The 25,764-nt window shown below is 71.4% G+C and carries 25 protein-coding genes; 7 read left to right on the top strand and 18 right to left on the bottom strand.

Annotated elements, in window-relative coordinates; translation table 11 throughout:
* Window positions 1–78 precede the first annotated feature (78 nt).
* The 6 genes from rocD to AB0O93_RS15730 all read right to left on the bottom strand — a co-directional run bounded on the left by rocD (window position 79) and on the right by AB0O93_RS15730 (window position 7,841).
* Window positions 79–1,278: an ornithine--oxo-acid transaminase gene (gene rocD, locus AB0O93_RS15755; RefSeq protein ID WP_363345017.1), complete on the bottom strand. Its 1,200-nt coding sequence runs from the start codon at window positions 1,276–1,278 to the stop codon at window positions 79–81.
* Between the two features lie 20 nt (window positions 1,279–1,298).
* The gene (ddaH, locus tag AB0O93_RS15750) at window positions 1,299–2,201 is read right to left on the bottom strand and encodes a dimethylargininase (RefSeq protein WP_363344957.1); all 903 of its coding nucleotides are present in this window, start codon (window positions 2,199–2,201) and stop codon (window positions 1,299–1,301) included.
* A gap of 131 nt (window positions 2,202–2,332) precedes the next feature.
* Entirely contained in the window at window positions 2,333–3,316 is a 984-nt protein-coding gene (locus tag AB0O93_RS15745; protein WP_363344955.1) for an NAD(P)-dependent alcohol dehydrogenase, read from the bottom strand.
* A 3-nt stretch (window positions 3,317–3,319) separates the two neighbouring features.
* Window positions 3,320–3,535: a helix-turn-helix transcriptional regulator gene (locus AB0O93_RS15740; protein ID WP_363344953.1), complete on the bottom strand. Its 216-nt coding sequence runs from the start codon at window positions 3,533–3,535 to the stop codon at window positions 3,320–3,322.
* Complete coding sequence (locus tag AB0O93_RS15735) at window positions 3,535–3,963, bottom strand: hypothetical protein (RefSeq protein WP_363344951.1); 429 nt, start codon at window positions 3,961–3,963, stop codon at window positions 3,535–3,537. Before AB0O93_RS15735 ends, AB0O93_RS15740 begins: the two co-directional genes overlap by 1 nt.
* A 101-nt stretch (window positions 3,964–4,064) precedes the next feature.
* Window positions 4,065–7,841, bottom strand: coding sequence for a proline dehydrogenase family protein (locus AB0O93_RS15730; protein WP_363344949.1), 3,777 nt, complete (start codon window positions 7,839–7,841; stop codon window positions 4,065–4,067).
* Window positions 7,842–7,978: 137 nt separating this feature from the next.
* Here AB0O93_RS15730 and AB0O93_RS15725 point away from each other — a divergent pair, with 137 nt between their 5' ends.
* Window positions 7,979–9,916 (top strand): diguanylate cyclase, encoded by a 1,938-nt coding sequence (locus tag AB0O93_RS15725; protein WP_363344947.1) that lies wholly within the window; start codon window positions 7,979–7,981, stop codon window positions 9,914–9,916.
* Window positions 9,917–9,963: 47 nt separating this feature from the next.
* Here AB0O93_RS15725 and AB0O93_RS15720 read toward each other — a convergent pair whose 3' ends face one another.
* Window positions 9,964–10,266 (bottom strand): hypothetical protein, encoded by a 303-nt coding sequence (locus AB0O93_RS15720; protein WP_363344945.1) that lies wholly within the window; start codon window positions 10,264–10,266, stop codon window positions 9,964–9,966.
* Window positions 10,267–10,324: 58 nt separating this feature from the next.
* On the opposite strand from AB0O93_RS15720, the gene AB0O93_RS15715 reads away from it, so the two are divergent.
* On the top strand, window positions 10,325–10,576 hold the full coding sequence (locus AB0O93_RS15715; RefSeq protein ID WP_053547045.1) for a hypothetical protein: 252 nt from the start codon (window positions 10,325–10,327) through the stop codon (window positions 10,574–10,576).
* Here AB0O93_RS15715 and AB0O93_RS15710 read toward each other — a convergent pair.
* Window positions 10,561–11,373: an EAL domain-containing protein gene (locus AB0O93_RS15710; protein ID WP_363344943.1), complete on the bottom strand. Its 813-nt coding sequence runs from the start codon at window positions 11,371–11,373 to the stop codon at window positions 10,561–10,563. The two genes, AB0O93_RS15715 and AB0O93_RS15710, sit on opposite strands and share 16 nt — an antisense overlap.
* 117 nt (window positions 11,374–11,490) lie before the next feature.
* Here AB0O93_RS15710 and AB0O93_RS15705 point away from each other — a divergent pair, with 117 nt between their 5' ends.
* Window positions 11,491–11,829 carry an ATP-dependent DNA ligase gene (locus tag AB0O93_RS15705; RefSeq protein WP_363344941.1) on the top strand — a complete coding sequence of 113 codons (339 nt, stop codon included), beginning with the start codon at window positions 11,491–11,493 and terminating at the stop codon, window positions 11,827–11,829.
* A 63-nt stretch (window positions 11,830–11,892) separates the two neighbouring features.
* Window positions 11,893–13,260 carry a DUF222 domain-containing protein gene (locus AB0O93_RS15700; protein WP_363344939.1) on the top strand — a complete coding sequence of 456 codons (1,368 nt, stop codon included), beginning with the start codon at window positions 11,893–11,895 and terminating at the stop codon, window positions 13,258–13,260.
* A gap of 11 nt (window positions 13,261–13,271) precedes the next feature.
* On the opposite strand, the gene AB0O93_RS15695 is transcribed toward AB0O93_RS15700, so the two are convergent.
* Window positions 13,272–13,811, bottom strand: coding sequence for a GNAT family protein (locus AB0O93_RS15695; protein WP_363344937.1), 540 nt, complete (start codon window positions 13,809–13,811; stop codon window positions 13,272–13,274).
* 25 nt (window positions 13,812–13,836) lie between these two features.
* On the bottom strand, window positions 13,837–14,397 hold the full coding sequence (locus tag AB0O93_RS15690; RefSeq protein WP_363344935.1) for an acyl-CoA thioesterase: 561 nt from the start codon (window positions 14,395–14,397) through the stop codon (window positions 13,837–13,839).
* 130 nt (window positions 14,398–14,527) lie between these two features.
* Between AB0O93_RS15690 and AB0O93_RS15685 the strand changes: the two genes are divergently transcribed.
* Both AB0O93_RS15685 and cofE read left to right on the top strand, forming a co-directional pair.
* Window positions 14,528–15,034, top strand: coding sequence for a GNAT family N-acetyltransferase (locus AB0O93_RS15685; RefSeq protein ID WP_301133969.1), 507 nt, complete (start codon window positions 14,528–14,530; stop codon window positions 15,032–15,034).
* A gap of 16 nt (window positions 15,035–15,050) precedes the next feature.
* The gene (cofE, locus tag AB0O93_RS15680) at window positions 15,051–15,854 is read left to right on the top strand and encodes a coenzyme F420-0:L-glutamate ligase (RefSeq protein WP_363344932.1); all 804 of its coding nucleotides are present in this window, start codon (window positions 15,051–15,053) and stop codon (window positions 15,852–15,854) included.
* A 766-nt stretch (window positions 15,855–16,620) separates the two neighbouring features.
* Here the strand turns inward: cofE and AB0O93_RS15675 are convergent.
* The 5 genes from AB0O93_RS15675 to AB0O93_RS15655 all read right to left on the bottom strand — a co-directional run bounded on the left by AB0O93_RS15675 (window position 16,621) and on the right by AB0O93_RS15655 (window position 22,109).
* Window positions 16,621–17,295 (bottom strand): response regulator transcription factor, encoded by a 675-nt coding sequence (locus AB0O93_RS15675; protein WP_363344930.1) that lies wholly within the window; start codon window positions 17,293–17,295, stop codon window positions 16,621–16,623.
* The gene (locus AB0O93_RS15670; protein WP_363344928.1) at window positions 17,283–18,560 is read right to left on the bottom strand and encodes a histidine kinase; all 1,278 of its coding nucleotides are present in this window, start codon (window positions 18,558–18,560) and stop codon (window positions 17,283–17,285) included. The genes AB0O93_RS15675 and AB0O93_RS15670 overlap by 13 nt, the downstream gene beginning before the upstream one ends.
* Window positions 18,561–18,671: 111 nt before the next feature.
* Window positions 18,672–20,342 (bottom strand): cytochrome b/b6 domain-containing protein, encoded by a 1,671-nt coding sequence (locus tag AB0O93_RS15665; protein ID WP_363344926.1) that lies wholly within the window; start codon window positions 20,340–20,342, stop codon window positions 18,672–18,674.
* Between the two features lie 2 nt (window positions 20,343–20,344).
* Complete coding sequence (locus tag AB0O93_RS15660) at window positions 20,345–21,319, bottom strand: electron transfer flavoprotein subunit alpha/FixB family protein (protein WP_363344924.1); 975 nt, start codon at window positions 21,317–21,319, stop codon at window positions 20,345–20,347.
* A gap of 1 nt (window position 21,320) precedes the next feature.
* Window positions 21,321–22,109, bottom strand: coding sequence for an electron transfer flavoprotein subunit beta/FixA family protein (locus tag AB0O93_RS15655; RefSeq protein WP_363344922.1), 789 nt, complete (start codon window positions 22,107–22,109; stop codon window positions 21,321–21,323).
* Between the two features lie 75 nt (window positions 22,110–22,184).
* Here AB0O93_RS15655 and AB0O93_RS15650 point away from each other — a divergent pair, with 75 nt between their 5' ends.
* On the top strand, window positions 22,185–22,721 hold the full coding sequence (locus AB0O93_RS15650) for a MarR family transcriptional regulator (RefSeq protein ID WP_363344920.1): 537 nt from the start codon (window positions 22,185–22,187) through the stop codon (window positions 22,719–22,721).
* Window positions 22,722–22,743: 22 nt separating this feature from the next.
* On the opposite strand, the gene AB0O93_RS15645 is transcribed toward AB0O93_RS15650, so the two are convergent.
* Genes AB0O93_RS15645 through AB0O93_RS15635 form a run of 3 tightly spaced genes read right to left on the bottom strand, consistent with a single transcriptional unit; the run spans window position 22,744 to window position 25,644 of the window.
* Complete coding sequence (locus AB0O93_RS15645) at window positions 22,744–23,520, bottom strand: enoyl-CoA hydratase-related protein (RefSeq protein ID WP_363344919.1); 777 nt, start codon at window positions 23,518–23,520, stop codon at window positions 22,744–22,746.
* A complete protein-coding gene (gene mmsB / locus AB0O93_RS15640; protein ID WP_363344916.1) occupies window positions 23,517–24,461 on the bottom strand; it encodes a 3-hydroxyisobutyrate dehydrogenase in 945 nt (314 codons plus the stop codon). The genes AB0O93_RS15645 and mmsB overlap by 4 nt, the downstream gene beginning before the upstream one ends.
* A 1-nt stretch (window position 24,462) precedes the next feature.
* A complete protein-coding gene (locus AB0O93_RS15635; RefSeq protein WP_363345015.1) occupies window positions 24,463–25,644 on the bottom strand; it encodes an acyl-CoA dehydrogenase family protein in 1,182 nt (393 codons plus the stop codon).
* Window positions 25,645–25,764: the final 120 nt, after the last annotated feature.

The following is a 25,764-nucleotide window of genomic DNA, read 5'->3' as shown; positions in this document are numbered from 1 at the left end:
CTCCCCGGTCAGGCGCACCCGGAACCGCGCGTCGCGGATCGTTCGCGCGCTGCCGCCGGACCGGTCTCTCGGGCCGGCTCAGTCGGCGAGGACGTGCCGGAGCTGCTCGACGGCCCAGTCGAGCTCGGTGGCCCGGATGACCAGCGGCGGGGCGATGCGGATCGTCTGCCCGTGGGTGTCCTTGACCAGCACTCCGCGACCGAGGAGCTTCTCGGCGATCTCGCGACCGGTGCCCCGCGCCGGGTCGATGTCGACACCGGCCCAGAGTCCTGCCACGCGGATGCCGGTGACGCCCGCGCCGACGAGCTCACCGAGCTTCGCCTCGAGGTGTTCGCCGAGCGCCGCCGCGCGGGTCTGGAACTCGCCCGTGGCGAGCATCTCGACCACGCGCGTACCGACCGCGGCGGCGAGGGGGTTCCCGCCGAAGGTCGAGCCGTGCTCGCCGGGGCGGATCACCCCGAGCACGTCACGGTCGGCGACCACCGCGGAGACGGGGAGGATGCCGCCACCCAGCGCCTTGCCGAGGAGGTACACGTCGGGAACGACATCCTCGCGCTGGCACGCGAAAGTCGTGCCGACCCGCCCGAGCCCGGACTGGATCTCGTCGGCGATCATCAACACACCGCGGCGCGCGGTGATCTCGCGGACCGCGCGGAGGTAGCCCTCGGGCGGGATGACGACGCCGGCCTCGCCCTGGATGGGCTCGAGCAGGACCGCGGCGGTGGTCTCGTCGATCGCGGCCTCCAGGGCGGCGGCGTCGCCGAACGGCACGGTGACGAAGCCGGGCGCGTAGGGCCCGAAGTCGTCGCGGGCCTGCGGATCGTCGCTGAAGCCGACGATGGTGGTCGTGCGTCCGTGGAAGTTGTCGCTCGCCACGACGATGGTCGCCCGGTCGGCGGGGATGCCCTTCACGCGGTAGCCCCACGCGCGCGCGACCTTGATCCCGGTCTCCACCGCTTCGGCGCCGGTGTTCATCGGCAGCACCATGTCTTTGCCGCAGAGGTCGGCGAGCGCTGCGGCGAAGGTGGCGAGCCGGTCGTTGTGGAACGCGCGGCTCGTGAGGGTCACGCGGGCGAGCTGCTCCCGGGCGGCGGCGACGATCGCCGGGTGGCAGTGCCCGAAGTTGACCGCGGAGTACGCCGCCAGGAGGTCGAGGTAGCGCTTGCCCTCGATGTCGGTGACCCACGCCCCCTCGCCGCGGGCCACCACGACGGGAAGCGGGTGGTAGTTGTGCGCGACGTGCGCGTCCTCGTCCGCGATGAGGGCGGCGGACGACATCTCGCCGGCGGAGGGGAGGCTCACGATCCCGCTCCGCGGAGCTCGAGCGTGCAGCACTTGATGCCGCCGCCGCCGAGGAGCAGCTCGGAGAGGTCGATCATGATCGGGGTGTACCCGCGCTCGCGCAGCTGCGCCTCGAAGCCGGTCGCCCGCGGCGAGATGATGACGTTCCGCCCGTCGCTGGCAGAGTTCAGCCCGAACACCGCGCCGTCGGCATCCGCCACCTGGATCGCGTCGGGATAGCGCTCGGCGAGCACGCGACGGCTCTCGGCGTCGAACGCGCCCGGGAGGTAGGCGATGTTCGCCCGCTCCACGCCGCCCGGTCCCTCGACCGGGTCGAGCACCGAGATGGCGGTGTCGAGGTGGTAGAACCGCGGATCGGTGAGGGTGAGGCTCACGACCTCCTTGCCGAACACGTCGCGGAGCTCGCGGTGGCTGTCGCCGGTGGAGCGGAAGCCGGTGCCGGCGAGGATCGTGTCGCCGACGAGGAGGAAGTCGCCCTCGCCCTCGTTGACCTCGACGGGGTCGACGACGTCGAAGCCCTGGGCGCCGAACCACTCCATGAACGCCGGTCCCTCGGGCGCGCGCTCGGGGAAGCGGAAGCGGGCTCCGTACGCGACGCCGTCGATGACGAAGCCGCCGTTGGCCGTGTAGACCATGTCGGGAAGTCCCGGGATCGGGTCGATCAGCTCGACCTCGTGGCCGAGCGCGAGGTAGGTGTCGTACAGCGTCTGCCACTGCGCCACGGCCTTGGCGGTGTCGGTCGGTTTCGCCGGCTCCATCCAGGGGTTGATCGAGTAGGTGACGGTGAAGTGCTCGGGGCGGCACATGAGGTACCGGCGGTGCTGCTGCACGCGCTCCGTGCTTCCGGATGCCGCGGCGGTGGCGGCGGGGATGGTCGGCGTCTGGTGTCCAGTGGTCATTTCGCTCCTCAGCGGAGGGGATGGCGGACGCTGTCCTCGAGGCCCGGCGGGGTCGGAGACCATCGACCCGGGCACGCCGGGGATCATTCTCGCACGCGCGTCCCCGCGGACCCTGACGGCACCGCCGGGTCTCAGGCGACGACGACGACCTTTCCGACGGTGCGCCCCTCTTCGACGTGGGCGAGGGCGGCGGCGGCATCCGTCAGCGGCACGCGGCGCTGGATGACGGGGGTGAGGATGCCGCGGGCGAGGAGGCCGACGAGCTCGGCGGTCACGGCGCTCTTCGTCGTCGCGGTGACCGGGCGGAAGCGGCGTCCGCGACGGCGCGCGAACACCGACCGCACGAGGCGCGGGATCGGACCGAGGATCGCGCCGCCCTCGCCGCCGACGAGCGCGACGACACCGCCCGCGCGCAGGCGCTCGCGCAGCACCGGGAGCGGCGTGAGACCGGCGATGTCGACGACGAGATCGAAGTGGTCGCGCGGGAGGTCGCCCACCGGCACCGTGCGGTAGTCGGCCGTGTGCGCCGCACCGAGCCCGGCGAGGGTGTCTTCCGCGCGCGCCCCGCAGGTCGCCCACACTTCGGCGCCGCGAGCGACGGCCAGCTGCACGGCGAGGGTCCCGACTCCGCCGCCGGCGCCGACGACGAGGACCCGGCCCCCCGCGAGGTCTCGGCCGGCGAGCGCGACGACGGCGGTGTTGCCGGCGACCGGCAGGCACGCGGCATCCGCGGGGTCCACGCCGTCGGGCAGGACGGTGAGCGCGGACGCCGCGACCACGACGTGCTCGGCGAGCGTCTCGGTCCCGGCCCCGACCACCCGGTCGCCCACGGCGAGGGCGTCGACCCCCGCACCGACGGCCACGACGACGCCGGCAAGGTCCATCCCCCGCCCGCGGACACGGGGGCGGCGCAGGCCGAAGAAGAGCCGCACCATCCGGGGCGAGCCCTCCATGAGGTGGATGTCGCCGGAGTTGATCGAGACGGCCTCGGTCCGCACGAGCACCTCGCCCGGACCGGGGGCGGGCGTCGGGACGGCGCGGGCGGTGACGGCGGCGGCGGTGCCGTAGCGGTCCTGGCGCCAGACGGTCATCGTCGCGGGCACGGTCGCGGTCATGGGTCAGTCCTCCGGGTAGTGAAAGAGCTCGTCGAGCGTCGCGTCGAAGACGCGCGCGAGCTGGAAGGCGAGTTCGAGGGTGGGCGAGTACTTGCCCTGTTCGATGGCGATGAGGGTCTGGCGGGTCACGCCGACGCGGCGTGCGACGTCGGCCTGGGTCAGCTGCTGCGCCTCGCGGACGGCCCGCAGCGAGTTGGTCACGCGGGTGGGCTTGACCATCAGGCGAGCCCGCGCCGGTACAGGATGACGCTGGCGACGCCGCCGACGATCGACGACAGCGCGAAGCCGTAGAACATCGTCTGCGCGATCCAGAACCAATCGACCCGGAACGCGCACAGGACGATGACCCCGAGCCCCGCGAGCACGAGGAAGGCCTGCCCGACGCGCGAACCCACGTGCGCGATGTCGCGGTCGCGCTGGTCGCTGACCACTCCCCCGTCGCGCCGACGGACGAGGAGCCCCCACGTGACGCTCACGACGATGGCGGCGACGATCCCGAGGCCGATCGTCCAGAGCATCAGCGGCACCCAGTCGACCTGCGCCATCGGTCCACCCGCGGCGGCCGCGAGCAATAGCGCCGTGTAGATCCCCACCGCGATGATCGACAGCACCAGGCCCGACCACGCATTGCGCTCTTCGTACCCCACGACATCCTCCGATGTAAAGAAAACCTGACACCGTCACGGTAGACCCGTCGCGGCTACGACGTCAAGAATTTTTAACATGCGGAGGTCGCGCGCCACGGCGCTCAGATCACGTCGGCGCTCCAGGGGTCGGGCGTGCCGAAGCGGTGCGCGGTGATCGTGACCGACTGCTCGCGGAGGAACGGCAGGAGCTCGAGCCTCCCCGCCGTGGTGACCTCGTCGGCGTAGACGGCGATGTCGGGATCTCCACCGGTCGCCGCCGCGAGCGCCCGACGCGCCGCGTCCACCGCCTCCGCCGAGCCGATCAGGCGCACGCGCTCGGGACGCGGTCCGGCGAGCGCGTCCGCGACGGCGGCCTCGGCATCCGTCGCCTCCGCCTCGCCCTGCGCGACCTGCTCCGTGGCGCGACCGGCGGTGCGCCGGACCCACTCGTCCTCGGTCTCGACGAAGACCGTGACGTCGAGGTCGCCGAGCGCGCGGCGGACCGCCGCGGGGAGCCCGACCGGAGCGCTGACGGTGAACGCGGAACCGCAGCGGATGCCGGCCACCACCACGCGCAGCAGGGCGTGCCAGGAGGCATCGCCGGCGGCACGGATGCCGATGCGGGCGACCGGGCGGTAGCGGAACAGGTTCCGTTCGACGCCGAGTCCCGAGACGTCCTTGACCCGGCCGAACTCGCGATCCCACCAGATCGCGTCCGAGAGGGCCGCGCGACGCAGCCACTCGAACGAGGGATAGTCCAGCGACGGCTGGGCCGCCTCGATGAGCGTCGTGATGCGCGAGTCGAGCCCGCGCAGGTGCAGGGTCGTCGACGCCGGCCCACCGGACGTCGCGCGCCACGACCCGAGACCCACGAGGTAGTTCGGACCGCCGGCCTTCGCGCCCGCGCCGACGGACGAGCGCTTCCATCCTCCGAACGGCTGGCGCTGGACGATCGCGCCGGTGATGCCGCGATTGACGTAGAGGTTCCCGGCCTCGACGCTCTCGAGCCAGCGGCGGAGGTCGCGGGCATCCTGCGTGTACAGACCCGCGGTGAGCCCGTACTCCACGGCGTTCTGCAGCTCGATCGCCCTGTCGAGGTTCAAGGCGTGCATGAGCCCGAGGACCGGACCGAAGAACTCCTCGAGATGGAAGCGAGATCCCGGGCGGACGTTCGTGCGGATGCCGGGTGTCCACAGCCGCCCCGCATAGCCGCCGTCGAGATCGACGGGCGGGCGGAGGGTCGGTCGGACGAGCCACTTCTCGCCCTCGTCGAGAGTCCGCAGCGCCCAGTCGAGCTTGCCGTGCGGGGGCTCGATGACGGGACCCATCTCGCTCCGCGGATCGGTCGGCGGCCCGACGCGGAGAGAGCGCGTGGCGTCCTCGAGCTGCCGGAGGAAGCGCCGCGAGCGCGCGACGGGACCGACGAGGATCGCCAGCGACGCCGCCGAGCACTTCTGCCCCGCGTGCCCGAAGGCACTCTTGACCAGGTCGCCGACGGCGAGGTCGAGATCGGCGGAGGGCATGACGATCATCGCGTTCTTGCCGCTCGTCTCGGCCAGGAGCGGGAGGTCCTCGCGCCACGAGCGGAAGAGCGCCGCGGTCTCGAACGATCCGGTCAGGATCACCCGATCGACGTCGGGGTGGGCGATGAGGGTCTGCCCGAGCTTCTTCTCATCCAGGTCCACCAGGGCGAGCACGTCGCGCGGGACTCCGGCCTCCCAGAGCGCCTCGGCGATCACCGCGGCGCAGCGCCGCGCCTGGGGCGCGGGCTTGAAGACGACTCCCGACCCCGCCGCGAGCGCGGCGAGCACGCCGCCGGCCGGGATGGCGAGGGGGAAGTTCCACGGCGGCGCGACGACCGTGAGCCGAGACGGGACGAACACCGCACCGCTCACCCGGTCGAGCTCGCGGGCGGTCGCGGCGTAGTAGGCGGCGAAGTCGACCGCTTCGCTGACCTCGACATCCGCTTCGGCGAACACCTTGCCCGTCTCGCTCGCGGCAACCTCGATCAGAAGACCCCGGCGCGCCTCGAGCTCGCGCGCCGCGCGGGCGAGGACGTCGGCGCGCTCGGTCGCGGGGAGCGCGCCCCACGACGCGCCGGCCTCGCGCACGCGCGCGATCGTCGCTTCGAGGTCGGCCGGGTCGTCGACGCGGGCGGCGGCGACGGTGTCGTCCCCCGCCCGGGAGCTCGAGACGCGGGCGAGGATCGACGCGGCCCACTCGCGGTTCGCCGGGAGCGCCGGGTCGCTGTCGGGGGTGTTGCGGAAGCCCGGAGCCCCGGCGGTCGACCCACCCGACTCGCGCTCGGAGAACACCGCGGTCTCCACGAACGCCTCGCCGCCGAACATCAGCTCGGCCCCGACCGGCACCACCGGCGCGGTCTCCCCCGGGTCCGCGGCGGCGCCGCGCGAGATCCCGAGCACGACCTGCGTCAAACCCTGGGGATCCAGCGGCGTGTCGGCGGCCGAAACGGCCCGGGAGACCGCATCCGTCCCCGGCGTTTCACCGGCGTCGACCGCCGCCTCCGCCCCGCGGTCCTGCCGGCGGGCGGGCCCGACCGGTAGCGTCTCGTCATCGGCCCGCACCAGGGCGGCCTCGAACCGCTCGCGCTCGCGCGTGAAGAGGGCGGGGTCGTCGGCGAGGTCGAAGGCGGCGGAGAGGAAGTTTTCGCTCGACGCGTTCTCCTCCAGGCGCCGCACGAGGTAGCTGATGGCGACGTCGAACTCGTCGGGGCGGACGACGGGGACGTACAGCAGCACCGGACCGACCTCGCGGCGCACGGCTTCGACCTGTCCCTGGGCCATCCCCAGGAGCATCTCGAACTCGATGTCGTCGCGGACTCCGCGCTCGCCCGCCAGCAGCCAGGCGTAGGCGATGTCGAAGAGGTTGTGGCCGGCGACCCCGACCCGCACCGATGCCGTACGCGCCGGATCGAGGAGGAAGCGCAGGCACCGGAGGTAATTCGCGTCGGTGTCGAGCTTGGACGCGTGGGGAGCGGGGGTCCAACCGTGGAGGACGGCATCCACCCGTTCCATCGCGAGGTTCGCCCCCTTGACCAGGCGGACCTTGATGCGGGCCCCTCCCGCGGCGACGCGGGTCTTCGCCCACGCCGAGAGCTCCGCCAGCGCGCCGAGGGCGTCCGGCAGGTACGCCTGGAGCACGATCCCGGCCTCGAGATCCGCCAGCCGCGAGTCCTCGAGCAGGCGCGTGAAGACCGCGACGGTGAGGTCGAGGTCGCGGTACTCCTCCATATCGAGGTTGATGAAGGTGCCGTCCTCCGCGGCGCTCAGGTAGAGCGGGAGGAGGCGCTCGACGACCGTGTCGACCGTCTCGGCGAACGCCCACATCGAGATGTGGCTGACGATGGCGGACACCTTCACGGAGACATAGTCGACGTCATCGCGGCGGATCAGCTCGTGGATGCCGTCGAGCCGGCGTCGCGCCTCGGCTTCGCCGAGCACCGCCTCGCCGAGGAGGTTGAGGTTCAGGCGCGCACCGGATGCGCGCAGATCCGCGATGGCGGGACCGAGTTTCTCGGGGCGGGCGTCGATGACGAGGTGTCCGACCATCTCGCGCAGCACGCGTCGCGCGATCGGCACCACCGGCGCAGGGAGCACGGGCGCGACCACGCCACCGGCGCGCACCGCCTGGCGCAGGTACCACGGCAGGAAGTCCGGCACGAGCGGGGCGACCTGGTGGAGGCGGGATGCGGCGGCGCCGAGGCTCTCGGGGCGCATGACACCGTCGACGAAGCCCATCGTGAAGGGCAGGCCGCGCGGGTCCTTCAGCACCCCGGCGAGCCGCGCAGCGGCTGGGTCCACGACCGCGTCCGCGGCCTCGTGGACCCACCTCTCCGCCAGAGCGACGACCTCGTTCGTGGACACGGCATCGGACGACACGGGCGCTCTCCTTCCGCGGAGGATTCGGGGACAGACCCCACCTCATCACACCTCCCGGCCGATTCGCGGGAAACGCGCTTACCATGGAAGAGCCTTGCGGGTGACGCCGTTGAGCTCGACCCCCCTAAGGAGGTGCGGTGACGGATTCACCCGCCCTGTCATTCCCCGATCTGCCCGCGTTCGACGAGGCGGAAGCCCGTCGCCTGCGCGAATGCAGCACCGAGGAGCTTCGCGAGATCGGACGCATCCAGTCGTTCGGCTCGCTGATCGGCATCGACGAGGAGACCGGAACGATCGTCGTCGCGAGCGACGATCGCGCGCACTGGCTCGGGCGTCACATCCAGGACGCCGACGACGAGCGGCTCGCGTGGGCCGTGACGAACGGTGCCGCGATCGATCCCATCCGCGTCACGGTCGACGGCCGTGAGTTCGACGCCATCGTCCACCGCGGGAGCGACCCGCTGCTCGTCGAGCTCGAGGCCGTGCCGGACTGCGAGTACGCGCGACTCCCCGTCATCAGCGCCATCCAGCGTCTGGCCACGATCAAGGATGCCGAGCATCTCCGCCAGCGCGCCGTCGAGGAGCTCAAGACCATCACCGGCTTCGACCGGGTCATGTGCTACCAGTTCCACGGAGACGGTCATGGGCAGGTCGCCGCGGAGGCCCGCGAAGCCGATATGGAGCCGTACTTCGGGCTCCACTTCCCTTCCTCCGACATCCCTCCGCAGGCGCGCGCCCTGTATTTCGAGAAGCGCTCGCGCGTCATCGCCGACACCCTCGATCCGGGCCAGGGGCTGCAGAGCCTTCCCGGCGTCACCGAGGAACTCAACCTCGGGCCGGCCGAGTTGCGCGCCGTGTCGCCCCACCACCTGCAGTTCATGAGGAACATGGGTCAGGCCGCGACGGTGTCGTTCGCCCTCATCGCCGACGACACGCTGGTCGGACTGATCACCTGCGCCCACCGCACCCCGCGCCGCCTCCCGGTGCTGCTGCGCCGGTCGATCGAGGTACTCGCCAGCCAGGTCGCCCTGCAGCTGAGCGCGGCCGATCAGATGACGGATCTGCGCCGCCAGCTCGAGGTGCGCGACCAGCGCGCCGCCCTGACCGCTCCGCTCTACGGCTCGTTCGAGATTCCCGAGGTGCTCTTCGAGCGCTCCCGCACGGTTCTCGATCTGATCCCCGCCGACGGCGTCGCTCTCATGCTGAACGACCGGGTGCACACCCTCGGCATGGTGCCGCCGCCCGAGCGGCTGCTGCCGGTCGTCGAGGCCGTCGGCGACGGCTTCGTCACGGAGGCGCTCTCTCTCACCCACCCCGATCTGGCACTGCAGGTTCCCGAGGTCGCCGGGCTCATCGTGGTGGCCATCGGCGACGCCGGCCATCTGGCGTTCGTGCGCGGCGAGGTGTCGCGCACCGTCGACTGGCTGGGCGACCAGTCCGCGTCGAACCGCGACACCCCGCTGTCGCCGCGCCGCTCCTTCTCCTCGTGGCGGGAGAGCGTCACCGGTCGCTGCGCCCCGTGGGGCCCGCACGTCTCGGACGCCTTCGCCCTCGCCGCCGACATCCACACCGCCATCGGTGCCCGCAGTCAGGCCGAGCTCGCCGAGCTCGCGCTCCGCGACTCACTGACCGGGCTCCACAACCGCCGGTTCCTCGCTTCGCGCCTCGACGATCTCCTCCGGTCCGCGAGCGAGCCGGTCTCCGTGATCTTCCTCGATCTCGACAACTTCAAGCTGATCAACGACACCCACGGCCACGAGGTCGGCGACGTCGTGCTGGCCACGGTCGGCAAACGACTTGCGGGACTCGCCCGTTCCAGCGACATCATCGCGCGCCTCGGCGGCGACGAGTTCGTCATGGTGTGCGTCGACGTGGAGGAGGCCACGCCCATCGCGTCGCGCCTCATCCGCGCGATCTCGCGCCCGATCTCCGTCGGCGATCTGCGCGTGACGGTGTCGGCGTCCGCGGGGACCGCGCCGGCGGAGTCCGGCGTGAGCGCGGCCGATGTGCTGTCGTCGGCGGATGCCGCGATGTACCGCGCGAAGCGGGACGGACGCGGCCGCACCTCGCGCTGAGATCTCGCGCACGGCGATCGCGAGGGCGGGCTGTCGAGCCCGCGGTGTCAGGCGTTCGGGAGCGGGGGCTCCGGGGTGATCTTCAGCCCGCCCGGGGAGTTCGCCGTCTCGACGAGCTCCTGCAGCCACAGGCGGTTGATCTCGGGCATCGGGCCCTCGTACTCGAACCGCACGTCCGCGGCCGGCGAGATCCACATGGCCTGGCGGCGCCCGGTGACGTCGTCGACGACGGCGAAGGCCACGCTCTCCTGTCGGCGGAGCTTCGCGAGGATCACCAGTTCCAGGTGTGCCAGCGCGCGGTCGTCGATCGGGAACTCCGTCGAGGGAGAACCGTAGTGCAGAATACCCATCGCGTCGATACTACGGCGATACCGGGACGGCACGCACGACGCTGGGTAGGCTGGAACGATGGCGATTGTGAACCGACTGACCGTCGACGGCCGCGACTACTTCCTCCCCGAGCCGGTGACCCGGCTGAAGGAGGAGATCCTCAAGGCGATCCAGGCCGGCGGCGGATACGTCAACATCCCGCCGCTGCGCGGAGGACCCGGCATCGACATCCTGTTCTCCCCGGGGATGCCCGTCACATGGAGCCAGATCGACGTCGGCGACAGCGTCGGTGGCGACGAGGACGACCTCGAGCCCTATCCCGCGCTGTAATCGCGGAGCGGCAGGCCCGCAAGTAGCCGGTCGACGCCCTCGGCCGGCATCGGCCGAGCGAGCAGGAATCCCTGACCGCGGTCGCAGCCGCAGCGCAGGGCCTTGTCGAGGTGAGCGGCCGTCTCGATACCCTCGGCGACGACGCGCATGCCGCGCCGGTGGGCCACCTCGACCACGGCGGAGATGATCTCGTCGGCCTCGGCATCCTCACGGATGATCAGGGACCGGTCGATCTTGACCTCATCGACGTCGAGTCGCTCCAGCATCTCGAGCGTGGTGTCTCCGGCACCGAAGTCGTCGACGGAGATCGCGACCCCGGCTTCCCGCAGCCGCGCGAGCCCATCGGCCATCTCGGTGATGAACTGCGGCGCGGGTGCCTCGATGATCTCCACCGTCACCAGGTGCGGGGGGATCCGCAGCGCGCGCAGGTGCGTCAGGACGATCTCGACGTAGTCGGGCGAGTCCGCCCGTTCGAGGAAGTGGATCGCTGCCGCGTTGATGGACAGACCCACCTCGTGACCGGCGGTCCGCCACGCACCGACCTGCCACCCCGCAGTGGTCACCACGTGCGTATCGACCTCATCCAGGAACCCGCGATCGTGGGCGATCTGGATGAACCGCGAGGGCGGGACGTCGCCGACAGCCCGGTGCCGCCAGCGCGAGAGGGCTTCGACGCCGACGGGAAGCGCGATCGGCGACCACGTCGCCAGGTCGAAGATCGGCTGGTAGAAGACCTCCACGCGCTTGTCCGCGAGCGCCGAGCGCAGATCGCGAGCGAGCAGGGGCGTGTTAGGCATGCATCCACAGTGGCAAGACGGTCGGGATCCGAGCAACACCAGACAAATGGGAATCGAGCAGGTATCATGCTCACCCGTGTCGCGTCCTGACGCGCGTCGGCAGGATAATCTGGGGAGATGGGCACGTTCACGTATGACTCGAAAGTCACTGTCTCCTTCGACGATCGAGTCCTCGCCCATCTGCAGGCCGTGATCTGGAGCAAGCTCCGGCGCAGTGAGACCTTCTCCTTCACCTGGACCGACCCCATGCGCAGTGGCATGGGGCGCACGTCCGTCTGGCTGAGCCCGCACGTGTCGATCGTCTTCGAGTACTTCGGCAGCCGCTCCCCGAAGCTGAACCCGGTCTGGCTGGATGCCCTCTCCAAGGCCGCCAACTCGCCTGCCGGACTCACCGTTGTTCCGGAGCCGGACGAAGCCGCAATGGCGGCCGCCGCTGCGGCGGCGCGTGCCGGATAGTCGCACGTATTCATCGGAGCGAACTTCGCTCTGAATGTCGGAGGCTGCCGCTAGTCTTCGAACATGAGTACGAGCCGGTTGATCGAGTTCAGCGAAGAAGACCTCGCCGAACTCGACGAGGTCGCGTGTGCTGCCGAGCGGATCACCCCCGCGCTCGGGGCAATGGAGGTCGAGAACGTCCGGAACCAGGCTCGGGCGGGGGCGATTGCGGAGCGGGTGTCGCGGCGTTTGCCGGCGTCGGTGCGGTCGCAGGAGATGGTTTACCGATCCGTTGCCGCGGAGTTGGCGGGGGTGACGTTCACCACCGACCGGTCGATGCAGGCGCAGATCACCCAGGCGGTGGAATGGGTGGAGTGCTACCCCGTGACGTTGGCGGCGTGGGAGGCGGGGCGGATCACCCGCGGGCACGCGACCGCGGTGTTGCGGTGCGGGACGGTGTTGCCGCGGGAAGCGCGGGCCGAGTTCGACGCGGCCGCAGCGGAGCTCTGTGTCGGGCAATCGGTCGGACGGGTGAAGGATCGCCTCGATCACTTGGCGCAGGAGTTGCACCCCCGCACCCTGGCGGAACGGCACGCGAAAGCGCGGGAAGAGCGGCGGGTGAGTGTCACACCCCTGCGGGACGGCATGTCAGAACTCGTCGCAACTCTCCCGACACTGCTCGCGGAGGGAATCAGCGACCGACTCAACGAACAAGCCGCCTCCGTCATCGACGCCCGCAACGCCCCCGCCGACAGCGGGGCGGAACCGGACGCTGACGCTAACGTGGAGCCGGACTGTCGGACGCGAGAGCAGATCCGCGCCGACATCCTCTGCGACACGTTGTTGAGCGCCTCCCCGCTGGTGGATCCCACGAGGGACGGGGACGGGAACGGGACGCTGGGGATGATCCGCGCCAAGGTGCAGGTCGTCGTCCCCGCAATGACGCTCCTCGGGAAAGACGAAGACCCGGCGAACGACACCACCACCGCCGACCTCGTCGGATCCGCCCCCATCGATCCCGCCACCGCCCGCGCACTCGCCGGCGCCGTCGCCACGTGGGAACGCCTCGTCGTGCACCCCGTGTCCGGGCAGGTTCTCTGCACCGACTCGTACCGGCGCACCGCGTCGATGGCGCGTTTGCTCCGGGCACGGGACCGGCACTGCCGGTTTCCCGGATGCCGACGCCCCGCCATCCGCTGCGAGCTCGACCACACCTTCGACTGGGCCGAAGGCGGCCCCACCGACGTCCGGAATCTCTGTCATCTCTGCCAGAGACACCATTCGATGAAGCAATTCACGTCCTGGGGCGTCCGACAACTCGGTGGCGGGGTTCTGGAATGGACCTCACCGACGGGGCGGGTCTACGTCGACCACCCACCGGCACCCTTGGTGAGATTCATGCCCTCCGGAGGTGGAGCACCGCCACCCGACCCCTCGCCGCCGCCGTTCTGAGCTCGAAAGGGTCACAGCGACAGCAGAATCTTCTCACCCCCGGCGTCCGGCTCCGGATCCTTCGCCAGACGGGCGTGCGTCTCGACGTCGAAGCGTTCGTCGCCGTAGCGAAGCTTCTCTCTCTCGATGCCTTCGGGGGCGTACCCTGCCGCGCACGCCACGCGGCATGACGCCGGATTGTTGACTCGATGTCCGAGCTCGAGCCTGTGCAGCCCGTCTTCGAACGCCCAGGTGCTTACGGCACTCAGGGCCCGCACCGCGTACCCCTTTCCTCTCGCGCGCGGCACCAGCCAGTAGCTCATCCATGCGGTCCCATGCCGACGCTCGATTGCCGTGGCGCCGATGTTGCCGACGGCGACTCCATCCTCGACGATCGCCCAGTTGCGCCGACTCTCGTCGTAGGCAAGGGCTGTCGCTATGAAGGCCTCAGCGCCTGCAAGATTCTCCAGCGTCGCGTCGCCGAACTGAGACTGCAGGTCTGGAACCGCGGAGGCGGTCTCCACAAGCACGGGAGCGTCTCGTGCCGACCACGGGCGAAGGACCAAAGGCATGCCCCACCTCCTTTCCGACGCCGGGTCAGGACCAGACGCTCGGCGCGTCGGCACGCGTGGAGGGCAGCGCGGACGCGCGCGCCCACTCGTGCACCCACGGCTCCACCTCGCCGAGATCATCCGGCCGCCCGGTCGCCGCGAAGAGCTCGTCGTGCGACAACGTCCCACCCGAGCGCTTCAGCATCCGCGCACGCACCAGTGCTCGGGCGTAGACCTCGCCCTCCACGACCGCACGATGTTCGACGTAGAGCCCCCGCTCGTCGTGTCCGACCAGCCGCGTCTCGACGTCGAAGCGCTGCCCGAGATCCAGCGACTTCCGGAACGTGATCGTCTCGCTCGACACCACGGCGTACCAGCCGTTCCGCCGCATCGTCTCGAGAAGCCCGGTCCGCGTCAGCAGATCCCACCGCCCGAGGTCGAACAGCGACAGGTACCGCCCGTTGTTCATGTGCCGCAGCACATCGACATCGGTGGGGAGCGTCCGCAGCCGGATGCGGCCGATCGCACCGGTCGGCACGGCGCCGTCACGACGCAACGCCCGTCGCGCGCGCCAGATCACCAGAAGAGTCCGCCAGATCACATTCACGAGCAGTGATCGTAGTGATCGACGAGAGGATGCCGGATTCGTTTGTCGATCGGCGACAACCGCCCCGACGCCTCGCGCGACGGCATCCGGTCGATTTCTCCCGCCGTCGCGGCGAGCGTAGAGTCGCCGCATGGAAGCAGAAACCCAGACCGACATCGTCGTCCGTCCGGTGCGCGACGTCGACGCCGAAGCTCTCGGTCGCGTCCACGCCACCTGCTGGCACGAAACCTACGACCACCTCATCAGCAAGGCCGCGCTGGAGAAGATCTCCCCGCGTCGCATGGCTGAGCTCTGGACCCACTGGGCCGTCCAGGGACCCGACTTCCGGATGTTCGCCGCGCTCGTCGACGGCGAGATCGTCGGCTTCGCCGGATCCGGTCCCGCGCGCGACAAGGACGCCCCGCGCAACCGCGAGCTGTACTTCATCTACCTGCTCGACGCCCACCACGGCACCGGCATCGGTCAGAAGCTGTTCGACGCGGTCATCGGCGCCGACGAAGAGGTCTACCTCTGGGTCGCCGACGACAACCCGCGCGCACACCGCTTCTACACGCGCAACGGCTTCAGCCTCGACGGCGCCAGCCACACGGAGCCGTTCCTCGGTGAGACGCTCACCGAGGTCCGCTTCGTCCGCTGATCCACCCGCCGACCCCGTGCTGCAGGTCTGGGCTCTCGACGGTATCCCCGAGATCGCCGCAGGCACCGACCTGGTCGAGACGATCGCGGCGTGCGTCGGTGACACCCTCGACGACGGCGACATCCTCGTCGTCACGTCGAAGATCGTCTCGAAGGCCGAAGGACGCTTCGTCACCGCGGACGACCGCGAGGACGCGATCACGGCGGAGACGGTCCGCCTCGTCGCGCGCCGCACGGCGCCGAGCGGGCACGTGACCCGCATCGTCGAGAACCGGCTGGGGATCGTCTCGGCCGCCGCGGGCGTCGACGCATCGAACACCCCCGAAGGCACCGTCCTGCTCCTCCCCGAAGACCCGGATGCCTCGGCCCTCGCCCTCGCCCGGGGTCTCCGCGCGCGCCTCGGGGTGCAGGTGGGTGTCGTGATCTCCGACACCCTCGGACGGGCGTGGCGCGAGGGCCAGACCGACCACGCCATCGGCGCCGCCGGCATCCGCGTCTTCGAGGATCTGCGCGGACAGACGGATGCCGAAGGCAGGCCGCTCGTCGTGACGATGCCCGCCGTCGCCGACGAGATCGCCGGAGCCGCCGACCTCGTCAAGGGCAAGGCGACACGGCGCCCGGTCGCGGTCGTCCGCGGTCGCGGCGACCTCGTCGGTCCCCTCGACCTCCCCGGCGCACGCTCGATCGTCCGCCCCGCGGAACGCGACATGTTCCGACAGGGCGCGGACGAGGCGTATGCCGACGGATTCGCCGCCGGCGTCGCCTCCGCCCGGGCGGAAGCGGCGGACGGCGCCGACTTCTCCGCCCGCAGCACGACCTGACCGGCAGTCAGCTGCACCGAGACGGTGCGCGCGGCATCCGCTCCGGTCGAGAGCCGGTTGTCCAGCGTCCCGGCAGACACGTCGGACGTCACGCGGTAGGCCTCGTCCGGCAGGGTGAGTTCGAGGGAGCCGGCGCTGACGTCGATGTCGACTGTGCGGGGCGCGGAGCCGGTGAAGGTGCCCTCGAGCCCGCCCGCCGACACGATCAGGTCGGCGTCCTCGACGTCGGCGAGCGTCAGCGTCGCGCGGCCGGCGGACACGTCCGCCTCCACCTCGCGTGCGGACCCGTCCACGCGCGCCTCGCCCGCGCCGAGCGAGATCTCCAGAGCGCCGAAGTCGCCCTCGACGTCCAGGTCGCCCGCGGCGAGGTCGAAGACGCCGTCGACGCCGGAGAGCTCGCGCGGGAGGGTGAGCACCGCAGAGCTCTCCTCAGTGTCCCATCCCCAGGTCCACCGCCAGGGTCCGCCCCACGACGGCGACGCGACGCGGAGGGTGTCGCCGTCGCGCTCGAAGGTCCACCGGTCGGCACCCACGGCGCCGTCCACACGGAGCTCGGCCCGCGCGGCATCCGTGAACTCCACCCGCATATCGCCGGCGGCGAGGTCCAGATCGATACGGTCGACGCCAGCCACCGAGAGGTCCTGCGTGGACGACGAGGTCGATGCCGACGCGACCGTCGACATCGCGGTGGTGGCGACGGCGCCGATGACGACGGCACCACCCAGGGCGGCGGTGAGGATCGCGATCACACGCGAGGTCGAGGTGGTCATGAGGGGTCTCCTGTCTGAGTGGGCGCCCCGTGGGCGATGTGGGCGAGCGCGGCGAGGACCCGGCGGTTGCCCGCCTCGTCCTGCTCGAGATCGAGCTTCTGGAACACCGCGGTGATGTGCTTCTCGACGCTGCCCTCGCTGACGTGCAGCGTCCGGGCGATCGCCTGGTTGGACCGACCTTCGGCGATGAGGGCGAGCACCGTGGACTCGCGATCGGTGAGGCGCTGCATCCGCTCGTCGCGGGTGCGGCGGCCGAGGAGCTGGGCGACGACTTCGGGGTCGAAGATCGTCGCGCCGGACCCGATCGCCTCGACGGTCTCGAGGAACTCCGCCACGTCGGCGACGCGGTCCTTCAGGAGGTAGCCGAGGGCACCGCCGCGGCCCGCGATGAGCTCGCTGGCGTAGCGCTCCTCGACGTACTGCGACAGGACGAGCACCGGGAGTTCCGGCCGATCGCGTCGGAGCGCCAGCGCAGCGCGGATCCCCTCGTCGGTCCCCGTCGGCGGAAGCCGCACGTCGAGGATGCAGAGGTCGGGATTCGCGGAGGCGACCGTCGCTTCGAGGTCGGTGGCGTCGGGGAGCGCAGCGACGATGTCGTGTCCGGCATCCGCGAGCAGGCGCGAGAGTCCCTCGCGGAGGAGGACGGAGTCCTCACAGATCAGGATGCGCACGGAATGCTCACCTCCAGGGCGGTCGGACCGCCGACGGGACTGTCGAGACGGAATTCCCCGCCGGCGCCGAGTGCGCGGTTGGCGATGCCGTCGAGGCCGCCTCCGGGGACGATCTGCGCACCGCCGATGCCGTTGTCCTCGACGCGGGCCCACAGGATGCCGCCCTCGCGCTGGCGCACCACCACGCGGCATGCGGAAGCCCGCGAGTGCTTCGCGGCGTTGGTCAACGCCTCCGCGATCACGAAGTAGGCCGCGGTCTCCGCCGTCTTGCTGCAGCGCTCGTCGATGCGCACGTCGAGGGCGACGGGCACGTGCGAGCGGGCGGCGAGCGCCGAGAGGGCGGCATCCAGTCCGCGATCGTCCAACACGGAGGTGTGGATGCCGCGGGCGAGCTGGCGGAGCTCGGTGATGGCCGCCTTCGTCGAGGTGTGCGCCTCGGCGAGGAGGGTCTTGGCGGCATCCGGATCGGAGTCGATCTTCTGCTGCGCGAGTCCGAGTGTCATCCCCACCGAGACCAGGCGCGGTTGCACCCCGTCGTGGAGGTCGCGCTCGATGCGGGTGCGCTCGAGGTCGGCGGCACGGACGGCGCCGGCGCGCTGGGCGGAGGAGGTGCGCGCCTGCTCGGCGAGCGCTCCCTCGCGCGAGGGGATGAGGATCGCGCGGGCGATGACGCCGTGGAGGAGCGCGACGCCCACGATCGCGACGGCGGAGAGCAGGACGGCGAGGAGGCCGAGCGGGACGCCCAGCGAGACGGGGATGTCGAAGGGGGTGCGCTCGAGACGGACCGAGTCGGCACCATCGGCGTAGAGCGGGGAGAAGACGACGGCGATTCCGGAGACGAGGACGGAGGCGGCGGCGAGGACGATGAACCCGAGGACGGTCGCCACCGCGGCGCTCGCGACCCCGCGCCACATGAGGGGATCGGTGAACTGCGCCCAGATCGTCCGCAGGAATCCGCCGAACCCGGGGCGTCCGCTCGTGCGCGGTCGGACAGCGGGGAGCGACAGGTCGTACAGCCCGTCGACGCGCGCGTATTCGAGGAACGCCAGCGCGAAGAGTCCGTAGACGAAGCCGAGGAGGAGGAGGAGGCCGACTCCGATCACGGGGACGAGCCCGATCCCGACGCCCAGGAGCACGCCGAGGATCGTGAACACCACCGGTCCCACGACACCGAGGGCGGCCAGCTGGAGGGCCGCGCCGGTCACGCGCAGCGGACGCACGGCGCGTGGGGGTCGAGCGGGCGGGAAAGCGGCGATGTCGGTCATACCTTCACGGTAGAGCGGCGTGCGCTGACGCGCCCCCGAGGCATCCGGAGACTCCGATTCGGGTTATCCCCCGCACCGGGAAGCGGAGTCTGGTCAGCGCGACGAGCCCGGTCAGCGCGACGACACCGTGCCGAACAGTCGGGCGATCGGGGCGAGCACCATCGGGCGGGCGGCGACCCAGGCGGCGGCGATCACCGCCATCGACAGCGTGAACAGCCAGAAGCCGGTCCAGTTCGTCGCGTACGCGTCGGGGTCGACCGACCCCTGCGCGGCGTACATGTGGTTCAGGTTCCGCAGCGCCCCCGTGGCGAAGACGAGCGCGACGTGGATGATGATGAACACCACGAAGTACAGCATCACCGGGAAGTGGAGCTTCCGCGCCCATTCGACCGGGTATGCCTTGTTCAGGCGCGAGGCGTTCTTCGGCCACCACATGCTCATCCGGATGCCGGTGATGATCGCGAGCGGCGCGGCGATGAACACCGTCGAGAAGTAGGCGAGCTGCTGCAGGCTGTTGTAGTTCACCCACCCGTTCTCGGTCGGCCAGTCGAGCGAGACGTACTGGAGCCCGGCCGAGACGAGGTTGGGGAACACCTCCCAGCTCGTCGGCACGATCCGCATCCACTGGCCGGTCGCGAACAGCAGCACGACGAACACGACGCCGTTGATGACCCACAGCACGTCGAGGCTCTGGTGGAACCAGATGTTCAGGCTCGTCTTGCGCTTCTTCGCGCCGCGCGGCGACCAGAAGGCGTCGGGCCGCTTCTCGGTGCGCACGCGCAGGCCCGTGCGGATGATGAGCACCATCAGGAAAACGTTGAAGAAGTGCTGCCAGGCCAGCCACGCGGGGATGCCGACCGGCGCCCCCTCGGGGAGGTGGTACTCGCCGGGGTAGCGGACGAGGAACTCCTGCACCGGCGCCGTGCTCACCAGCCACCGCACGGCGACGACGAGCATGCCGGCGACGTAGATCAGGCCCGCGCCGCCGACCACGACCGCGCCGAGCCACTGCAGAGCGGTGAACGGGCCGAACCGGCGGGGTTCGGGGCGAGGAGCGGGGCGCGCGGCGGCCGATGCTCCCGCCCACACCGTCGGGGTGAAGGGCAACGGAACGGACAGGTCGCGCGCCGGGGCGGCGCCGTCGAGTGGCGGGTGTGGCCGCGTCGCGGCATCCGATGCGGCCACACCCGCCACCTCAGGTGCAGAGGGCGTCCCGGGCGCAACGGGTGCGGGCGCGGCCGTCGGGGCGGGTTCGGGGGTCTCGGGTGCGGCGACGCGGGACGCGGATGCCGGGGGCCACGGCTCGCCACCCGGTACGCGCGGGAGCCCGCGGCGCAGCCCGGCATCCGTCATCGGCGCGCCGGACTCCGCTTCGGGTGTCGCTTGCGGCCCCGTCACGGGCTCGGAGGGGGCCGGAACTGCCACCTGAGAAGCGACAGACGCCGGCGCGGGTGACAGTGCGGGCGCGCTCGTGGGCGCGGGCGTCGGCGCAGCGGATGCCGGAGGCCACGGCTCGCCGCCGGCGACGCGCGGCAGCCCTCGCCGCAGCGGGCGTTCGGGTGTCGCTCGTGGCCCCGTCCCGGGCGCGGAGGGGGCCACGAGCGACACCTCAGCGAACGCGGGCGCGGGCGCGACGTCGGCGTCGACGGGCGGCGCGGGCGCGAGGTCAGGCGCCGGCGCGGGCGCGACGTCGGGCGCGAGCGGCGCGACGGATGCCGGAGGCCAGGGCTCCCCGCCGACCACGCGCGGCAGTCCCCGCCGCAGGCGTCGGGTCGTCGTCATCCTCAGCCCCTCTTCGCCTGCAGCGCCGTGATCAGCCGCGGCACGACCTCGAAGAGATCGCCGACGACGCCGAAGTCCGCGATCTCGAAGATCGGCGCATCGGCGTCCTTGTTGATCGCGACGATCGTCTTCGCCGTCTGCATCCCCGCCTTGTGCTGGATCGCGCCGGATATGCCGAGAGCGACATACAGCTGCGGCGAGACCGAAACGCCCGTCTGACCGACCTGGTAGGTGGCGGGGACGTACCCGGCGTCGACCGCCGCGCGCGACGCTCCGACCGCCGCGCCGAGGCTGTCGGCGAGTTCTTCGACGAGCGCGAACTTCTCACCGGAACCCAAGCCGCGTCCACCCGACACGACGCGCGCAGCACCGCGCAGCTCTGGACGCGCGGACGTCGCGACCGCCGCCTCGACCGACTCCACGACCGCGGCCCGGCGACCCGAGGAACGCACCTCCAGCGCGTGCACGGCCGGCTCCGCAACCGCTTCCGCCCGCGCATCGACGGCCCCGATCCGCAGGGTGATGACGGGCGCGCCCCACGTCACTGCGGAGTCGACGAGATACTCGCCGCCGTACACCGAGTGCTGGGCGAGGATGCCCTCCTCGTCGCGCGACACCCCGACCGCGTCCACGCACAGGCCCGAGCCGGTCCGGGCGGCGAACCGTGCCGCGGCCTCCCGCCCTTCGACCGAGTGCGCCGCGAGGACCGCGGCGGGCCGCACGAGCTCGGATGCGGCGGCGAGCGCGTCGGTCGCCGCGACGCCGAGTCCGTCGCGCGGGGCGGCGACGAGCACGATGCCGGCACCGAGGGCCGCGGCATCCGCCTCCCGCGCGGTGTCGCCGACGACGAGGGCGACCGGGGTCCCGATCGACGCCGCGGCGCCGATCAGGCCGGCGCCGGAGGATGCGAGCGCACCGTCGGGCGTCGTGTCGAGGAGGACGAGGATCGCGTCGTCCGGGAAGGTCGTGTCCGCCATGTCACACCAGCCGATTCTGTGCGAGGAAGTCTGCGAGCTGCTCGGCCGCCGTGCCGTCGTCGACGATCTTCACGCCGGCCTCGCGCGGGGGCTTCTCGGCGAGGCCGATCACGATGGACCGCGCGTGCTCGTGAGCGTGCGGGTCGACGCCGAGGTCGGCACACGACAGGGTCTCGAACGGCTTCTTCTTGGCCGCCATGATCCCCTTGAAGTTCGGGAAGCGGGCGTCCGGCAGCGCCTCGGTGATCGAGATGACCGCCGGCAGCGGCGCCGTCACGCGCATCGTCGCGCCGTCGGACGAACGGATGCCGCGCACCGCGCCGCCGTCCCCGCCCTCGGTGATCTCGACCTCGGTCAGCGACGTCGCCGCGGGGACGTCCAGAAGCTCCGCGATCATCGCCGGGAGCACGCCGCCGGCACCGTCGGTGGAGAGGTTTCCGGCCACGACGAGGTCGAAGCCCGTGCGGCGGAGGGCGGCGGCGAGGACCTCGGCGGTGAGGCCCAGGTCGGCCCCGAGGAGGCCCTCGTCGACGATCTGCACCGCGGAGGCGGCGCCCATCGCGAGCCCCTTCCGCACGGTCGTCGCCGCGGAATCCGGCGCCATCGACATCACGACGACCTCAGTGCCCTCGTGGGCATCGGCGTACGACAGCGCGACCTCGAGCGCTCGCTCGCCGATCTCATCGAGCACGGCGTCGCTCGCGGCACGGTCGGCGAGCCCCGTTCGCAGATCGAGGCGGCGCTGCCCCCAGGTATCCGGAACCTCTTTGACCAGGACGACGATCTTCATGATGCTCCGCTCCTTCGTGCCCTCGAGTCTAGGATGCCGCGAGGGCTAGCGTGGTGGGTGAGACGGGAGGTGCGCATGCCCAGGAACGGACCGCTCCCGGTCGATCCGATCGCGGAGGCCAAGCGGCAGTGGATCGACCACGGCTGGACGGATGCCGCTGCCGGCATGTCCGCGGTGACCTCCGTCATCCGTGCGCAGCAGCTCATGTTCGCGCGCATCGACCAGACGCTGAAGCCCTTCGGCCTCTCGTTCGCGCGGTACGAGATGCTGCGCCTGCTCGGCTTCACCCGCGAGGGACGGATGCCGATGTCGAGCGCCATCGCGCGCCTGCAGGTGCATCCGACGAGCGTCAGCAGCACGGTGGATCGGCTGGTGCGCGACGGCCTGGTGATGCGGGAGCAGCACCCGACCGATCGCCGGGCCGCGATGCTCGTGCTCACCGCATCCGGGCGGACGGTCGTCGAAGACGCGACGGCGGCACTGAATGCGGAGGTCTTCGCGCAGCCGGGGCTGGACGAGCAGGATGTGACCGACCTCGTCCGGATCATCGCGCGACTGCGGCGCTCCGCGGGGGACTTCACCGATCCGCGGCCGCTACCGGAACCCCTCTGACCCGCCTCACCTCTGACGCCTCTCACCGGTGCCGGAACTCCGCGGCGCGCTTCTCGCGGAAGGCGGCCATGCCCTCCTTCTGGTCCTCGGTGTCGAAGAGACCGGCGAAGATGTGGCGCTCCAGGCGGAGCCCCTCGGCGAGGGTCGTCTCCTGCGCGGCATCCAGCACCGCGGTGGCGGCATAGAGCGACGGGAGCGATTTCGCGGCGATCTGCTCCGCCACCGCGCCCGCCTCGATCAGGAGGTCGGCGGCGGGGACGACCCGCGAGACGAGGCCCGCGCGCTCGGCCTCCGCGGCATCCATCATCCGACCGGTGAGGATGAGGTCGGCGGCCTTGTAGGGGCCGACCGCGCGGACCAGGCGCTGCGATCCGCCCATGCCGGGGATGACGCCGAGGTTCACCTCCGGTTGCCCGAACCGCGCGGTGTCGGCGGCGAGGATGATGTCGCACATCATCGCCAGCTCGCACCCGCCCCCGAGGGCGTACCCGGCGACGGCGGCGACGACCGGCGTCCGCAGCGCCGCGAACCGCGCCCAGCCGCCGAAGTGGTCCTCCATGACCATGTCGAGCCCGGTCTTGTCCTCCATCTCCTTGATGTCGGCACCGGCGGCGAAGGCCCGATCCGATCCGGTGACGACGATCGCCCCGATCCCGAGATCGGCGTCGAAGCGCGTCGCGACGTCGACGACCTCGTGCATGAGACGGCCGTTGAGGGCGTTCAGCGCCTCGGGACGGTTCAGCGTGATCCACCCCACGCGTCCGCGCGTGTCGACCAGGATCGTGTCGTACTCGGTCATCGGGGTGCTCCTCGTGCGTCGTCGGGCGATTCGGCTCCGCGGCTGTGCGCGCGGATGGTCTCGATGATGCCCGAGAAGTCCCGTCCGGCACCCTCCCCCTCCGCGAAGCGACGGTACATCTCGTGCGCGGCCGATCCGAGGCGCGCCGAGACGCCGGCGTCCGCGATCGCCCGGGCGGCGAGCGTGAGGTCCTTGTCCATGAGGGCACCGACGAACCCGGGGGCGAAGTCGCGGTTCGCGGGGCTCGACGGCACGGGGCCCGGGACGGGGCAGTTCACCGTCAGCGCCCAGCATTGACCGCTCGCGTGCGCGGCGACGTCGTACAGCTCCGCGTGGCCGAGGCCGAGGCTCTCACCGAGGACGAACGCCTCCGCCACGGCGATCTGCGACACCGCCAGGATCATGTTGTTGCAGATCTTCGCGGCCTGTCCGAGGCCGGGTCCGCCGCAGGGGACGACGCGTCGCCCCATGGTCTCCAGGAGCGCGCGGACCTCGTCGAGATCGGATGCCGCACCCCCGATCATGAAGGTCAGGGTGCCCGCCTCGGCCCCCACGACCCCGCCGGACACCGGGGCGTCCAGCGCGCGGTGACCGGCGGCTTCCGCGATCTCGTGCGCGTTCCGGGCGTCGTCGACGGCGATGGTGGAGCAGTCCACGAACAGCGTCCCCGGCGCCGCGACGTCGCAGAGCCCCGGGTCACCGACCGCCCCGGCGTAGGCCGCGAGCACCTGCGCGCCGTTCTGGAACATCGTCACGACCACCTCGGCCTCCGCGCGGCGGACGGCATCCGGGGCGGAGCCCGCGACCTCCAGGCCCGCCTCCCGCGCGGCACCCCGAGCCCGATCCGCCACGTCGAAACCGACCACCCGGTGTCCGGCGCGATGGAGGTTCACCGCCATCGGGAGTCCCATGTGACCGAGGCCGAGGAAGGCGACGCGCACGTCAGGCTCCGAGAAGGTGCCGGCCGATGACGACCCGCATGATCTCGTTCGTACCCTCGAGGATCTGGTGGACGCGGAGGTCGCGCACCACCTTCTCGATGCCGTACTCGTGCAGGTAGCCGTACCCGCCGTGGAGCTGGAGGGCGTCGTTGGCGACGCGGAACCCGACGTCGGTGGCGAAGCGTTTGGCCATGGCGCACTGCATCCCCGCATCCGGTTCGCGGGCATCCAGCGCCGCCGCCGCATCGCGGACGAGCGCACGGGCGGCGCGGAGCTCGGTGGCCAGGTCGGCGAGGGTGAAGACCACCGACTGCTTCTCGGCGAGGGGGTCGCCGAACGTGAACCGCTCGTGGACGTACCGCGTCGCGCGATCCAGCGCCCACTGCGCCCCGCCGAGCGAGCACGCGGCGATGTTCAGCCGCCCGCCGTCGAGCGCCGACATCGCCATCGCGAAGCCGCGCCCCTCGGTGCCGAGCAGCGCATCGGCCCCCACGCGCACCTCGTCGAGGATGACCTGCCGGGTGGGCTGCGCCTTCCACCCCATCTTCCTCTCGTGCGGCCCGAACGAGAGTCCCTCGGCGTCGCCCGGGACGAGGAACGCGGAGATGCCGCGGGCACCCGGCTCGCCGGTGCGGGCCATCACCACGTAGACGGATGCCTCCCCCGCGCCGGAGATGAACTGCTTGACGCCCGTGAGCACGTAGTGCGCGCCGTCGCGGATCGCGCTGGTGGTGATGGCGGCGGCATCCGATCCCGCACCGGGCTCGGTGAGGCAGTAGCTCCCGAAGCCGCGCATCGCGGTGAGCTCGGGGAGGAACCGGCGGCGCTGCACCTCGCTGCCGTACGTGTCGATCATCCAGGCGACCATGTTGTGGATCGTCACGAAGGCCGCCACCGCAGGATCGCCCTGGGCGAGCTCCTCGAAGATCGCGACCGCATCACTGCGGCCGAGGCCGGTGCCGCCGACATCCTCGCGGACGTAGATTCCGCCGAGCCCCAGCTCGCCCGCGCGCTCGAGCGTCTCGCGCGGGAAGTGCCCGGCGAGGTCCCACTCCAGCGCGTGCGGCGCGAGCTCGGCGGCGGCGAAGTCCCGTACCGCCTCCAGGACCGCAGCGCGGTCCTCTGCGGACAGGGTGGGGGCGGATTCGGTCGCGCCGGATGCGGCGGCGACGGACATCTCCATGGTCATGATGCTGCTTCCTCGTGGGACGACATTGTCACTGTGGAGATTTTACATGGACGTCCTACTTTTCGGCAGGGGATCCAATCTAACGAGAACACCTCGGCCCCCTCACCATCGCGG

It is taken from the genome of Microbacterium sp. NPDC077184 (assembly GCF_040687055.1).
Lineage (GTDB): Bacteria > Actinomycetota > Actinomycetes > Actinomycetales > Microbacteriaceae > Microbacterium.
The sequence above is the reverse complement of the archived record's forward strand: the minus strand, read 5'-3'. Positions and strand labels throughout refer to the sequence as shown.